Here is a 12595-nt window from a genome sequence, read left to right as displayed (position 1 = left end):
AACCGGGCCCATCTCATTGACCTAAAGGCGATCGCGCCAGCGGAGCGAAGCGGAGCCAGCCAGCTCAGTGCTCAGCAGTATGCCGAGTCCCCGAGTAGTACTCAAAGAGCATCGAGGAAGCCGAAACGATCACCATGATCAGCCCAACAGCGATCAGCCACCACATCCAAAAAACCAAACCAAGGGCAGCAACCGAAGCCGACAGGGCGATCCCAAATGGCCAGTAAGACCCAGGGCTGAAGAACCCGATCTCCCCAGCGCCTTCGGCGATCTCCCCGTCCTCCCGGTCCTCCGGCCGCAGATCGATCCGCCGAGCCACGAACCAGAAGAACCCACCACACATAGAACACAGCAGGCCGGACATGATCAGTGCCACCACACCGATCCACTCCACCTGCCCGGTCTCGCCATGAGTCCAGAACCCATAGAGAGCGGCGGCAGCGAACAGGAAGCCGGCCACACCGGCGAAGATCTTGTATTCGGTCTTCACGGTGTAACCCCTACTTCCCCGCGGCGACGGTGTTGGACTGGTTCCAGCTGCTCGACTGGCGGCGGGTGTTCAGCGGCTCGGTGGTAACCGCGTACGGCTCCTTGCCGATCGCGGTCATCGCCTCCTGTGTGGTGGCGCCGCTCTTCTTCGCCGCAAGGTACTTGTCGAAGTCGGCCGGCGAGACCACGACCAGCTCGAACTGCATGAAGGCGTGGTAGGTGCCGCACAGTTCGGCGCAGCGGCCGACGTAGCGGCCCTCCTTGTCGAGGGTCACCTCGAAGACGTTGCGCACGCTGCCGGGGAAGACATCGCGCTTGAAGAGCAGCTCGGGCACCCAGAACGAGTGGATGACGTCCTTGCTGGTCTCCTCGAAGCGGATCTTCTCGCCGGTGGGCAGGACCAGCAGCGGGATGACATCGGCGGAGCCGACGGTCGAGGCGACCGTGTTGGCGTCGGCGCCGATGCCGTCGCGGTAGTTGAACTGCCACTGCCACTTGAACGCCACGACCTCGACGACCTGGTCGGGGTTCTTGGAGAGCTTGTCCACATCGGTCTGCACGATGGCGGTGTAGTAGAACAGCACCGCCACGATCAGGATCGGGGTGACCGTGTAGAGGACCTCCATGGGCATGTTGAACCGGGTCTGCACGGGCAGCTCGTCGCCGCGCTTGCGGTACCGGATGATGCACCAGAAGATCAGGCCCCACACGAAGATGCCGACGACCAGCGCCGCGATGACCGAGGCGATCCAAAGGTCATACATCTTGTGCGCCTGCAGGCTCACGCCGCGGCTGGGCCACCCGAAGTTGCCGAATGCGTTCCCGAAGCCCTCAATGGAACAGCCCGAGAGCAGCATCAGCAGCCCCGCACCGCTGAGAGCGAGCCCGGCGATCCGGACCGCCGCCCGCGGCCGCGTGGCCTGAGTCTTTGCGCCCACCTGCTTATGCCTCCTTAGCAGCGCCGCGCGCCCCGGCCCGAAATCAGACACTGGGCAGCAAGGCGTACCGACGGTCGCAGATTACTCGACCAGGCCCTACCGTCCGGTTGCGGGGGTCGGATCTTCAACCGCCGCGAGCACACCTCAACAACCGGACGATACCGTTCGCAGGGTGGAATATACGGGCGTTCCCGCCGGTCCGGCGGCTTATATGGACGCGGCCAGCGCGGTTCCACTGCATCCGGTGGCCGCGGAGGCGCTGACCGCGGCGTTGGCGGACGGCTGGGCCGATCCGGCCCGCCTCTATTCCGCCGGCCGGCAGGCCCAGCAGCTGCGGGACGCGACGCACGCCGCGTTCGCCGAGGCTTTGGGCGTACGGGTGGACGAGGTGTCACTGTGGCCGTCGGGTACGGCTGCGGCGCAGGCGGCGGTGCTGGGTGGACTGGCCGGGCGGGCCCGCCGGGGCGACACGCTGGTGCATTCGGCGATCGAGCATTCGGCCGTCCTGCACGCCGCGGCCAAGGGAAAGTCCGCCGAGGTCGGCGTCGATCAGCTGGGCCGGCTCGATCTGGATGCCTGGGACCGGGCGGTGTCGGCGCCGGGCGTGGCACTGGCCAGTTTGATCACCGCGAGCCACGAGGTGGGAACGGTGCAGCCGGTGGCCGCGGCGGCCGGCTACTGCGCCGAGGCGGGGGTGCCGCTCTACGTGGACGCGGCCCAGTCGGTCGGCCGGGTGCCGGTGCCGCCGGGGTGGTCGCTGCTCAGCGCGAGCGCGCACAAGTGGGGCGGCCCGCCGGGGGTGGGCGTGCTCGTGGTCCGCAAGGGTGTGCGCTGGATCTCGCCGTACCCGCAAGATGATCTTTATCGCCCGGGGGTGCCGGGCGCTCTCGACCTGCCGGCCGCGGTGGCGGCCGCGGCGAGCCTGCGAGCCGTTCTGGGCGAGGCGCAGGCCGAGGCCGTGCGGTTGTCCGCCCTGGTGGACCGCATCCGCGAGCGGGTGGCCGCGACCGTGCCGGATGTCGAGGTGGTGGGCGATCCGGTGGAGCGGCTCCCGCACCTGGTCACCTTCTCCTGCCTCTACGTGGACGGCGAGGCGCTGCTGCACGCGCTGGACCGGCAGGGGTTCGCGGTGTCGTCGGGCTCGTCGTGCACGGCCTCGACGCTGCGGCCGAGTCACGTGCTGGAGGCGATGGGCGTGCTCAGCCACGGCAATGTGCGGGTTTCCCTGCATCGCGGCACTACGGCCACCGAGGTCGACCGCTTCCTGTCGGTGCTGCCGGGCATCGTGGCCGGCATCCGGGCCGAGGCGGGCCTGTGATCGAGCTCGACTGCCTCGGCCAGAAGTGCCCGCTGCCGGTGATCGCCCTGGCCAAACGAATACGAGATGTCGAAGTCGGGGAGACGGTGACGGTGCTGGCGGACGACCCCGCGGCGGCCAACGACATTCCGGCCTGGTGCCGGATGAAGAAGCAGGAGTACCTGGGCTCGCCCCGGCCGCACGCTTTCGCGGTGCGGCGGCTCAGCTGAGGTACGCCACCACCGGCTCGACCGGATCCTTCGCCAGATAGGTGTCGACCACCAGGCGCGGGCCCAGATAGGGCTCGTACTCCTTCTGCCGTTCCAGCACCCGCACCCAGTCGGGGACGCCGTCGTGGTCGCGGGCCGCGTAACGGGCCTCGACCCGCCGACGGTGCTCGGCGTCGTCACCGCAGACGACCTCGACCACCTTGAGCGGCACGCCGGCCCGCTCGGCCACCTCGATCCAGAGCTGCCGGGCCGCCTTCACCGGGCTGACCGCGTCGATGATCACGTGGTGGCCGATCCGCAACTGGGCCTCGGCCAGCGCCGCCACTACCCCGTAGGCCGCGTAGCCCGGCCGCGGTTCGGTGACGTCGTAGCGCTGCAACGTGAAGTCGACGAGGTCGACGGCGAGCACCGCCGCGGGCAGCTCGGTGGCCACCCGCGCGGCGAGCGTGCTCTTTCCTACACCCGGCAGTCCGGCGAAGACGGCGAGCATCTCAGACGGTGGGGAGGAACTGCTTGATCTCGGCGGCCGCCTCGTCGCCGTACGAATCGGCGAAGCGCTTCGTGAAGTCGACGGCGCGAATGTCGTACTCCTGGGGGCCGACCGACTCCAGCACCAGCGCCGCGACCAGCGAGCCCACCTGGGCGGCCCGCTCGAGGCCGAGGCCCCAGCCGATCGCCGCGAAGAAGCCGGCCCGGAAGCCGTCGCCGACGCCGGTCGGGTCCTCGGGGATGACGTCGCGGGCGACCGGCACGTGGATGCGCTCTATGCCGCGGCCGGTGATCTCGACGCCGTCCTTGCCGAGCGTGGTGACCCGGATCTTGACCTGCTCCAGGACCTGGTCGCCGGTGAGGCCGGCCTTGGTCTCCAGCAGCGAACGCTCGTAGTCGTTGGTCAGCAGGTACTCCGCGCCGGAGATCAGGGTCAGCACGTCGCTGCCCTCCATCCGGGCGAGTTGCTGCGACGGGTCGGCCGCGAACTTGAAGCCCCGGGCCCGGCACTCCTGCGAGTGGCGGATCATCGCGGCCGGGTCGTTGGCGCTGATCAGCACGAGGTCGAGGCCGCCGGCCCGCTCGTCGACCGGGGCCAGCTCGATGTTGCGGGCCTCGGACATCGCGCCCGCGTAGAACGAGGCGATCTGGTTGAGGTCGTCGTCGGTGGTGCAGACGAAGCGGGCGGTGTGCGCCACCTCGCTGACATGCACCGAGTCGCAGTCGACACCGTGCCGCTCGAGCCAGGACCGGTAGTCGGCGAAGTCGGCGCCGACCGCGCCCACCAGGATCGGGCGCAGCCCCAGCTTGCCCATGCCGAACGAGATGTTGCTGGCCACGCCGCCGCGCCGGACCACCAGGTCGTCGACGAGGAAGGAAAGCGAAACCTTGTGCAGCTGGTCGGCGATGAGCTGCTCGGCGAACCGGCCCGGGAAGTGCATCAGATGGTCGGTGGCGATCGAGCCGGTGACGGCGATCTTCATGTCGGCCCTCGAGGTTGGGGAACAGGGGGCGTTACGAGCGAAGCCTACCGGCACGTTACGCGCAGCAGGCCGCCCCGTTAACGGGACGGCCTGCTCAGAAGATCAGTGCGATAAAAAAGTGGCTCAGTGGAACGAGTCACCACAGGCGCAGGAGTTCTGCGCGTTGGGGTTGTCGATCGTGAAGCCCTGGGCGTCGATCCGGTCGGCGAAGTCGATCGTCGCGCCCGCGAGATAGGGCGCGCTCATCCGGTCGACGACGACACCGACACCGTCGAAGTCGTTCACGACGTCACCGTCGAGCGAACGCTCGTCGAAGAACAACTGGTAACGCAGGCCGGAGCAGCCACCGGGCTGAACGGCGATGCGCAGGCGCAGGTCATCGCGCCCTTCCTGCTCGATCAGGGCCTTGACCTTTACCGCTGCGACGTCGGTCAGAACGACGCCGGTCGGGGCGGCGGCCTCGGTCGACTGGGTGTGCGCTTCAGTGGTCACGTGACGTATCTCCCTGCCAGGTGCGGTCATCTGCCGTACTGCCCAACGCTAGCCCTGATCCGCATGATTCCCAATCCGGGTGGGCCAGGTCACCTGCTCCAGTGTTGCGCGAGTTCACCCGCGATCTCCGTGAGACCCCGGGCGGGCTCGGCCAGGGCGGTCTTCTCGGAGCCGAAATGATCGGTCAGCGACACCGTCTCGGTGACCCCGGCACTGGCCGCCTCCCGGAAGCCGGTCTCGTTGCGCCCGCACACCACGATGCAGGGCAGGCCCCGGTCGCGGGCACCGTTCGCGATGCCGGCCACCACCTTGCCGCGCAGCGACTGGTGATCGAAGGATCCCTCCCCGGTGATCACCAGGTCGGCCGCGTCCAGCTCCGTCGCCAGGCCGATCAGCTCGGTGACCAGGCCGATGCCGGAGACGATCCGCCCGCCCATGGCGATCAGCGCGGCGCCGATGCCGCCGGCCGCGCCGCCGCCCGGTGCCACCTCCAGGTCGGTCACCCCGAAGGCCGTCTCCAGCACCCCGGCGAACTGCTCGAGCGCGGCGTCGAGGCGGTAGACGTCCTCCTCGCTCGCGCCCTTCTGCGGACCGTAGATCTTGCTGGCGCCGTGCAGGCCGGTCAGCGGGTTGTCCACGTCGGTGGCGGCGACCAGGCTCACCTGGCGCAGCCGGGGCGGTCCGGCCAGGGCCGCGGCCGCGTTCAGGTAGGCACCGCCATACGGCAGGGCGTAACCGGCCACGTCGACCGGGGCGGCGCCGAGTGCGGCCAGCATGCCGGCGCCCGCGTCGTTGACCGCGGAACCGCCCAGCCCGATCACGATCTCGGCCGCGCCGGCCTCGACCGCCGCCATCAGCAGCAGGCCCAGGCCGTACGAGGTGGTGACGTTGGGGTCGCGCTCCTCGGCCGTCAGCAGGTGCAGGCCGCAGGCCTGGGCGCTCTCCACGTAGGCGGTGTTGCCGGCCAGCAGGATCTCGCCGCGGGCCGGCCGGCCGAGCGGGTCGACCGTCTCCACCGGGATCAGGCGGCCGTTCAGCGCGGCGGCGAGCACCTCGACGAAGCCGGGACCGCCGTCCGAGAGGGGTCGTTTGACGATGTCGTCGGAGGCGGACCAGCCGGCCGCGACCGCATCGGCGACGGCGGATGCGGAGAGGGTCCCGGCGAACTTGTCCGGACAGATCAATACGCGCACCGCCTGAGTGTGGCAGGCCACGTTCAGCGAAGCAGATGACCGTCCCGCGCTGTGCGACGATGATTTTGTGACCTCGACCTGGATCGAACCCGCCAGTACGGCAACCGCGCTTCTTCTGCTCGGCCGTGGCACCGATCCCGCCTCCGAGCGTGGCGTGGACTGCCCCGGCGATCTTCCCGCCCCGAGCGACCCCGACCTGGTCGCCCGGGCCACCGCGGCCAAGGCCGCGCTCGGCGATCGGGTGTTCGTGCTGGGCCATCACTACCAGCGCGACGAGGTCATCCAGTTCGCCGACGTGACCGGTGACTCGTTCAAGCTCGCCCAGCAGGCCGCGGCCCGCCCGGATGCCGAGTTCATCCTGTTCTGCGGCGTGCACTTCATGGCCGAGAGCGCGGACATCCTGACCACGCCCGACCAGAAGGTCATCCTGCCCGACCTGGCGGCCGGCTGCTCGATGGCCGACATGGCCGTCCTGGGTCAGGTGGAGACCGCCTGGGAGCGCTTCGAGGACCTGGGCATCACCGGTGAGATCGTCCCGGTGACCTACATGAATTCCTCGGCCGACATCAAGGGCTTCGTCGGGCGCAACAAGGGCGTCGTCTGCACCTCGTCGAACGCCAAGCGGGCCCTGGACTGGTCGTTCGAGCAGGGTTCGAAGGTGTTCTTCCTGCCCGACCAGCACCTGGGGCGCAACACCGCCGTACTCGAGATGGGCTTTGATCTCGATGACTGCGTGCTCTACGACCCGCACAAGCCGGGCGGCGGGCTGACCGACGACCAGTTGCGCAACGCCCGGATGATCCTGTGGCGGGGGCACTGCTCGGTGCACGGCCGCTTCACCCTGGAGAGCGTGCGTGAGGTGCGCGAGCGGGTGCCGGGGGTGAACGTGCTGGTCCACCCGGAGTGCCGGCACGAGGTGGTGCGGGCCGCCGACTACGTCGGCTCGACCGAATACATAATCAAGGCCCTGGACGCGGCCGAGCCGGGGTCGAGCTGGGCGGTCGGGACCGAGCTCAATCTGGTACGCCGGATGGCGCTCGCCCACCCCGACAAGCAGATCATGTTCCTCGACCGGGCGGTCTGCTACTGCTCGACGATGAACCGGATCGACCTGCCGCACCTGGTGTGGGCGCTGGAGGAACTGGTGGCCGGCCGGGTGCCCAACCAGATCACCGTCGACCCGGATACGGCCCACCACGCACGGGTGGCTTTGGACCAGATGCTGGCCCTGCCGTAACCCTAAGTAGTGACTAAGGCGCCGTCCGCAGGGCGGCGCCTTAATGTTGGCTTAGTCATCAGCATTTCCTCCCCGAGTGGGCGTTGTGCCGACTTCCCAAATTGTCACTCAGCGCTATGCTTCCCCGGTTGCAGAATCGGGTACCCCCACCCGCGTTCTGCCCCCTCGATCATCACACCGGGCGCCCCGATCGCCCGCCGGCTGGAGGTTACGTTGACCGACGACGTCTTGGTCGTGCACGGCGGTACGCCGCTGCAAGGCCAGATCCGGGTCCGTGGCGCGAAGAACCTCATCTCGAAGGCGATGGTCGCCGCCCTGCTGGGCGAGACCCCGAGCCGCCTGTTCGACGTCCCGCGCATCCGCGACGTCGAGGTCGTCCGCGGCCTGCTCGAACTGCACGGCGTGAAGGTCACCGACGGCGCCGACGACGGTGAGCTGGTGATGGACCCCACGAACGTGGAGAGCGCCAGCACCGACGAGATCAACGTGCACGCCGGCTCCAGCCGGATCCCGATCCTGTTCTGCGGCCCGCTGCTGCACCGGCTCGGCCGCGCGTTCATCCCCGACCTGGGCGGCTGCCACATCGGGCCGCGCCCGATCGACTTCCACATCCAGGCGCTGCGCGAGTTCGGCGCGGTCGTCGACAAGGCGCCCGAGGGCATGCATCTGAGCGCGCCCAACGGCCTGCACGGCGCCAAGCTGGAGCTGCCCTACCCGAGCGTCGGCGCCACCGAGCAGGTGCTGCTCACCGCCGTCCGGGCCGAGGGCGTCACCGAGCTGCGCAACGCCGCCATCGAGCCGGAGATCATGGACCTGATCTGCGTGCTGCAGAAGATGGGTGGCATCATCACGGTGCACACCGACCGGGTCATCGAGATCCAGGGTGTGCCGAGGCTGCACGGTTACGCGCACAAGCCGATCCCGGACCGGATCGAGGCGGCCAGCTGGGCCGCGGCCGCGCTGGCCACCAAGGGCGAGATCGAGGTGCTCGGCGCCCGGCAGGCCGACATGATGACCTTCCTGAACGTGTTCCGCTCGATCGGCGGCGAGTTCGAGGTCACCGACGACCGGGTCGGCCGGCCCGGGGTCACCGGCGTCGAGGGCGGTATCAAATTCTGGCACCCGGGCGGCGACCTGCGCCCGGTCGCGCTGGAGACCGACGTGCACCCCGGCTTCATGACCGACTGGCAGCAGCCGCTAGTCGTCGCGCTGACCCAGGCCCGCGGCCTGTCGATCATGCACGAGACGGTGTACGAGCAGCGGCTCGGCTACACCGACGCGCTCAACCAGATGGGCGCCACCATCCAGGTCTACCGGGACTGCCTCGGTGGCACCCCGTGCCGGTTCGGGCGCCGCAACTTCAAGCACTCGGCGGTCATCGCCGGGCCGTCCAAGCTGCACGCGGCCGACCTGGTGATCCCCGACCTGCGGGCCGGCTTCGCCCACCTGATCGCGGCCCTGGCCGCCGAGGGCACCTCGCGGGTCTACGGCGTGGACCTGATCAACCGCGGTTACGAGGACTTCGAGAACAAGCTGGCCGCCCTCGGCGCCCACGTCGAACGGCTCTAACAGCTCTTAATTGTCACGATGAGCGGCGCGGTGTGAACCACACCGCGCCGTTTGGCTACTCTCCTAGCGTGTCCTCGCTTTTTCGCCGCAAGTCAGCCGACGTCGCCACTCCCGAACCCGCGGAGGAGGTGACCGACACCTCTGCCCGGCCGAAGGGCTACACGCCGAGCAAGAAGGAGCTCGGCCTGGCCACGCCGAAACGGCAGAGCACCGGCCGCAAGGTCAACGCCCCGGCCCCGGAGAACCGCCGCGAGGCGATGAAGCAGATGCGCGAGCGGCAGCGCGTGGAGCGCGCCGAGGCGACCGAGGGCATGCGCAACGGCGACGAGCGTTACCTGCTCGCCCGGGACCGCGGCCCGGAGCGGGCGCTGATCCGCAACATCATCGACGCCCGGCGCACGGTCGGCACCTGGTTCTTCGGCGGCGCGCTGATCGTGCTGATCGGTTCGACGATCCAGATCCGCGAGATCCAGCTGGCCAGCAACATCATCTGGGCCATGCTGGCCGTCGCGGTGATCATCGACAGCGTCCTGATCGCCCGCAAGGTCAAGAAGGCGGTCCGGGAGCGCTTCCCGAAGAGCGACGTGCGCATCGGCTCGCTGCAGTTCTACGGCGTCATGCGCGGCCTCACGTTCCGCCGCATGCGCGTCCCGAAGCCGCAGGTCCAGCTGGGCGACAAGATCGTCTAAGGCAGGCCGGCCAGCCGCAACAGGGCCGCCGTTCCGGCGGCGGCCAGCACGACCACGACGAACGGCGCCTTGCGCCAGGCGAGAATTCCCCCGACGAGTACGCCCGCGGGCCGCGCGGCGCCGGCGAACTCCGTCCCCGCCATCAGTGCGGCCGTGCCCGCGAGCGCGGCCAGCAGCGCCGCGGCGGCCATCGGCAGCAGCCGCTGCAGCCTGTCGGAGAGCTCGAGCCGCCCGCGCAGCAGGACTCCGCCGAGCCGCATGCTGTAGGTCCCGACGCCGAGCACGACAATCGCGGCGATCAGCATGGCGGCACCCCTTCGCCCGGCGCGGAACGCGCTGCGGACGGGACCTCAGCGCGGCGGCGCGGGCGGACCAGGGTGAGCAGGCCCAGCAGGGCGCACATCACCGGCAGGCCGGCGGGCAGCACCGGGGTCAGCAGGACGGCGATCGCGGCGCCGGTCAGCGCCACCGTGCGGGTGGCGCGGTCCTTCAGCGACGGCATGATCAGGGCCAGCAGGGCGGCGGGAAACGCCGCGTCCAGGCCCAGAGCGTCCGGGTCGCCGGTGGCGCCGCCCAGCAGGACGCCGAGGGCAGTACCGATGTTCCAGGACGTGAACAGCGTCAGGCCGATGATCCAGTAGACCCGGTGACGGCGGGCCGGATCGGGCTCGGCCAGGGTGAAGGCGGCCACCTCGTCGGTCAGCACGTGGCTGCCGATCAGCCGGTGCCGCAGGCGCGGGCCGACGGCCTCGGAGACGGCCAGGCCGAACGGCAGGTGCCGGGCGTTCAGCAACAGACCGGCCACGACCGCGGCGAGCGGGTTGCCGGCCGCGAGCAGGCCGACCGCCAGGAACTGCGAGCCGCCCGCGAAGACGACCGTGGACATCAGGAACGGCACCCAGACCGGCAGGCCGTACGCGATCGCGATGGCACCGAACGACGCACCCACCGCGATCATGGCCGCGGCGATGGTGGCGGCGTCGCGCAGGAGTGCCCGATCCGCTTCCGTTCGCTGTACCGTACGCATGGTCTGAAATACTGAACGACACACCGGGCGTTCGTCAAATCGAACGACACGATCGACGGAGCGAACATGCAGCAGCCGGCACCCCCGCTCGCCACCATCGCCGCGGCCCTGCGCCGCGAGCGTGAGCGCGTCGGCATCTCCCTGGCCGAGCTGGCCCGCCGGGCCGGCCTGGCCAAGTCGACCCTCTCCCAGCTGGAGGCGGGCGCCGGCAACCCGAGCATCGAGACGCTCTGGTCGCTCGGCGTGGCCCTGGGCGTGCCGTTCAGCCGGCTGGTCGAGCCGCCGCCCACCCAGGTGCGGGTGATCCGGGCCGGGCAGGGGCCGCGGTTGCTGGCCGACAAGTCGGCGTACGCGGCGACGCTGCTGGCGGCCGGTTCCGCCCACGCCCGCCGCGACCTCTACGTGCTCGAACTGGAGCCGAGCCAGCCGCGCGAGGCCGAGGCGCACATCCCGGGCAGCGTCGAGCACCTGGTGGTCGCGGCCGGCCGGATCATGGTGGGACCGGCCGGCGAGCAGGTCGAGCTCGGCCCGGGCGACTACATCGCCTTCCCCGGCGACGTGCCGCACTACTACGAGGCCCTCGAACCGTCCTGGGCCGTCCTGGTGATGGAACACGTCTAGAACGGGATTCCGCCCTGCCAGATGCCGATCGCGTGGATGGTCATCGTGCGCGGGAAGACCGTCTGCGAGTAGTCCACGTTCGGGGCGATCGCGATGTTCATGACCAGGTACATCGACTTGCCGAACGGCCACAGGCGGCCGGTGGCCTTGGCGTCCGACGCCCAGATCGTCATCGCCGGCTTGCGGTCGACGTAGAAGCGGATCAGCTTGTCCGAGAAGTACACGCCGTACAGGTGCGGGGCGGCGTCGGCCGGCTCACCCAGGTCGGTCTGGGACTCGGCCTCGGCCCAGCCGTACGACCGCTCCTTGGTCGGGTCGGCGGCGGTCGGCAGGTGCACGGCGGTGCGGGCGATGTTCGGCGTGCCGCCGGACGCCTCGTACACGTCCATCTCGCCGGATTGCGGCCAGCCCACCGTGTCGACGTCGGTGCCGATCAGCCAGACCGCCGGCCAGACCCCCTTGCCGGTCGGCCCGGTGAGCTCGACCTCCAGATACGAGCCGGCCTTGACGGTCACCCCGCCCTTGGAGTTGAGCCGCGCGCTGGTGTAGGTGCCGCCGTCCTTGCGTACCGTGATCTCCAGCCCGCCCTTGCCGTCGAGCCGGGCGTTCTTCGTGCTGGCGGTGTAGATCTGCGGTTCGCCGTGGCCCCAGCCACCGCCGCCGGTCTCGTGGTTCCAGATGTCCGGGTCGGGTGGCGAACCGGCCTTGCCGGCGAAGGTGACCCGCGTCGTGGCGGCGGTGCCGGCCGGCACCCGCGGTGGCAACGGCGGATCCACCCGCTGCACGCTCACCCCGGTCACCTCGGCCTGGAACGAGCCGGCGGTCGGCAAGGCCAGGTACACGCCGGTGTCGGCGCCGCCCGTCCCGGTGGCGATGAAGGTGCGGGTGACCTGGACCCACTTCGTGTCGAGGGGCCGGCCGTACTCGGTGGTCTTGGCCGGCTGATCCTGGTACTGCGCGTTCGCCAGCAGCAGCCCGTACGCCCGGCCCTTGCCCTTCAAATCCCGCAGGTACGCCGTCATCCGGTAGTAGGTGCCCGGCTCGAAGAAGCCCCGGTGGATCGCGACCAGCGCGAACGCCCAACTGCCACTGTTGCCGCCGCTGCTGAGCCGTACGCCGGTCGGCTTCGGAGCGCCGGTGCGGCCGGAGAACCGTTCGACGGTGATCCGGCCCTGGTCCGCGGAGGCCGACCAGCCGTTCAGGTCGGTGGCGGCGGAGCCGTTGAGCACCGCCTCGGTGGGCCGCGGCGCGCTGCTCGGATCGGCGCCGCCCGGGGTGCCGAACATCGACAGGAGAACCACCATGACCGCGGCGATCAACGGGATCGGCGGCAGCATGGGG

Annotated in this window: 15 protein-coding genes; 6 read left to right on the top strand and 9 right to left on the bottom strand. The window is 70.0% G+C overall.

The annotated features are described in order from the left end of the window. Positions 1-64: 64 nt before the first annotated feature. Together Ato02nite_RS46395 and ctaC are read right to left on the bottom strand one after the other, a co-directional pair. Positions 65-490: a cytochrome c oxidase subunit 4 gene (locus Ato02nite_RS46395; protein WP_213013125.1), complete on the bottom strand. Its 426-nt coding sequence runs from the start codon at positions 488-490 to the stop codon at positions 65-67. Between the two features lie 10 nt (positions 491-500). Continuing rightward, positions 501-1346, bottom strand: a complete 846-nt coding sequence (ctaC, locus tag Ato02nite_RS46390) for an aa3-type cytochrome oxidase subunit II (RefSeq protein ID WP_213013130.1) — start codon at positions 1344-1346, stop codon at positions 501-503. A 292-nt stretch (positions 1347-1638) separates the two neighbouring features. On the opposite strand from ctaC, the gene Ato02nite_RS46385 reads away from it, so the two are divergent. Beyond that, on the top strand, positions 1639-2745 hold the full coding sequence (locus Ato02nite_RS46385; protein WP_213013129.1) for a cysteine desulfurase family protein: 1107 nt from the start codon (positions 1639-1641) through the stop codon (positions 2743-2745). Next, on the top strand, positions 2742-2954 hold the full coding sequence (locus Ato02nite_RS46380; RefSeq protein WP_213013124.1) for a sulfurtransferase TusA family protein: 213 nt from the start codon (positions 2742-2744) through the stop codon (positions 2952-2954). Before Ato02nite_RS46385 ends, Ato02nite_RS46380 begins: the two co-directional genes overlap by 4 nt. On the opposite strand, the gene Ato02nite_RS46375 is transcribed toward Ato02nite_RS46380, so the two are convergent. From Ato02nite_RS46375 to Ato02nite_RS46360, 4 genes are all read right to left on the bottom strand, one after another. Further along, positions 2947-3444, bottom strand: a complete 498-nt coding sequence (locus Ato02nite_RS46375) for a P-loop nucleotide/nucleoside kinase family protein (protein WP_213013123.1) — start codon at positions 3442-3444, stop codon at positions 2947-2949. The two genes, Ato02nite_RS46380 and Ato02nite_RS46375, sit on opposite strands and share 8 nt — an antisense overlap. Position 3445: 1 nt before the next feature. Next, entirely contained in the window at positions 3446-4426 is a 981-nt protein-coding gene (locus tag Ato02nite_RS46370) for a carbohydrate kinase family protein (RefSeq protein ID WP_213013122.1), read from the bottom strand. A gap of 123 nt (positions 4427-4549) precedes the next feature. After that, the gene (gene erpA, locus Ato02nite_RS46365) at positions 4550-4918 is read right to left on the bottom strand and encodes an iron-sulfur cluster insertion protein ErpA (RefSeq protein WP_203731311.1); all 369 of its coding nucleotides are present in this window, start codon (positions 4916-4918) and stop codon (positions 4550-4552) included. 89 nt (positions 4919-5007) lie between these two features. Continuing rightward, positions 5008-6111, bottom strand: a complete 1104-nt coding sequence (locus Ato02nite_RS46360) for a glycerate kinase family protein (RefSeq protein WP_213013121.1) — start codon at positions 6109-6111, stop codon at positions 5008-5010. A gap of 67 nt (positions 6112-6178) precedes the next feature. On the opposite strand from Ato02nite_RS46360, the gene nadA reads away from it, so the two are divergent. The 3 genes from nadA to Ato02nite_RS46345 all read left to right on the top strand — a co-directional run bounded on the left by nadA (position 6179) and on the right by Ato02nite_RS46345 (position 9606). Continuing rightward, a complete protein-coding gene (gene nadA / locus Ato02nite_RS46355) occupies positions 6179-7348 on the top strand; it encodes a quinolinate synthase NadA (RefSeq protein ID WP_213013120.1) in 1170 nt (389 codons plus the stop codon). Between the two features lie 213 nt (positions 7349-7561). Continuing rightward, a complete protein-coding gene (gene murA / locus Ato02nite_RS46350; RefSeq protein ID WP_213013119.1) occupies positions 7562-8917 on the top strand; it encodes a UDP-N-acetylglucosamine 1-carboxyvinyltransferase in 1356 nt (451 codons plus the stop codon). A gap of 68 nt (positions 8918-8985) precedes the next feature. Further along, complete coding sequence (locus Ato02nite_RS46345) at positions 8986-9606, top strand: DUF3043 domain-containing protein (RefSeq protein WP_213013118.1); 621 nt, start codon at positions 8986-8988, stop codon at positions 9604-9606. Here the strand turns inward: Ato02nite_RS46345 and Ato02nite_RS46340 are convergent. Further along, complete coding sequence (locus Ato02nite_RS46340) at positions 9603-9911, bottom strand: AzlD domain-containing protein (protein ID WP_213013117.1); 309 nt, start codon at positions 9909-9911, stop codon at positions 9603-9605. The two genes, Ato02nite_RS46345 and Ato02nite_RS46340, sit on opposite strands and share 4 nt — an antisense overlap. Next, positions 9905-10633 (bottom strand): AzlC family ABC transporter permease, encoded by a 729-nt coding sequence (locus tag Ato02nite_RS46335; RefSeq protein ID WP_213013116.1) that lies wholly within the window; start codon positions 10631-10633, stop codon positions 9905-9907. The genes Ato02nite_RS46340 and Ato02nite_RS46335 overlap by 7 nt, the downstream gene beginning before the upstream one ends. 66 nt (positions 10634-10699) lie before the next feature. On the opposite strand from Ato02nite_RS46335, the gene Ato02nite_RS46330 reads away from it, so the two are divergent. Continuing rightward, positions 10700-11254 (top strand): helix-turn-helix domain-containing protein, encoded by a 555-nt coding sequence (locus Ato02nite_RS46330; protein WP_213013115.1) that lies wholly within the window; start codon positions 10700-10702, stop codon positions 11252-11254. Here the strand turns inward: Ato02nite_RS46330 and Ato02nite_RS46325 are convergent. Continuing rightward, the gene (locus Ato02nite_RS46325; protein WP_213013114.1) at positions 11251-12591 is read right to left on the bottom strand and encodes a glycoside hydrolase family 16 protein; all 1341 of its coding nucleotides are present in this window, start codon (positions 12589-12591) and stop codon (positions 11251-11253) included. The two genes, Ato02nite_RS46330 and Ato02nite_RS46325, sit on opposite strands and share 4 nt — an antisense overlap. Between the last annotated feature and the right edge of the window lie 4 nt (positions 12592-12595).

It is taken from the genome of Paractinoplanes toevensis (assembly GCF_018332695.1).
Classification (GTDB): Bacteria; Actinomycetota; Actinomycetes; order Mycobacteriales; family Micromonosporaceae; genus Actinoplanes; species Actinoplanes toevensis.
Note: the sequence above shows the minus strand (reverse complement) of the source record. Positions and strands in the feature narration are given on the sequence as shown.

Excerpts from the sequence above, each read along its gene's own strand:
- ctaC (WP_213013130.1), bottom strand. The coding sequence starts at position 1,346 with ATGCTGCTCTCGGGCTGTTCCATTGAGGGCTTCGGGAACGCATTCGGC.
- Ato02nite_RS46385 (WP_213013129.1), top strand. The coding sequence starts at position 1,639 with ATGGACGCGGCCAGCGCGGTTCCACTGCATCCGGTGGCCGCGGAGGCG.
- Ato02nite_RS46375 (WP_213013123.1), bottom strand. The coding sequence starts at position 3,444 with ATGCTCGCCGTCTTCGCCGGACTGCCGGGTGTAGGAAAGAGCACGCTC.
- Ato02nite_RS46370 (WP_213013122.1), bottom strand. The coding sequence starts at position 4,426 with ATGAAGATCGCCGTCACCGGCTCGATCGCCACCGACCATCTGATGCAC.
- Ato02nite_RS46340 (WP_213013117.1), bottom strand. The coding sequence starts at position 9,911 with ATGCTGATCGCCGCGATTGTCGTGCTCGGCGTCGGGACCTACAGCATG.
- Ato02nite_RS46335 (WP_213013116.1), bottom strand. The coding sequence starts at position 10,633 with ATGCGTACGGTACAGCGAACGGAAGCGGATCGGGCACTCCTGCGCGAC.
- Ato02nite_RS46330 (WP_213013115.1), top strand. The coding sequence starts at position 10,700 with ATGCAGCAGCCGGCACCCCCGCTCGCCACCATCGCCGCGGCCCTGCGC.
- Ato02nite_RS46325 (WP_213013114.1), bottom strand. The coding sequence starts at position 12,591 with ATGCTGCCGCCGATCCCGTTGATCGCCGCGGTCATGGTGGTTCTCCTG.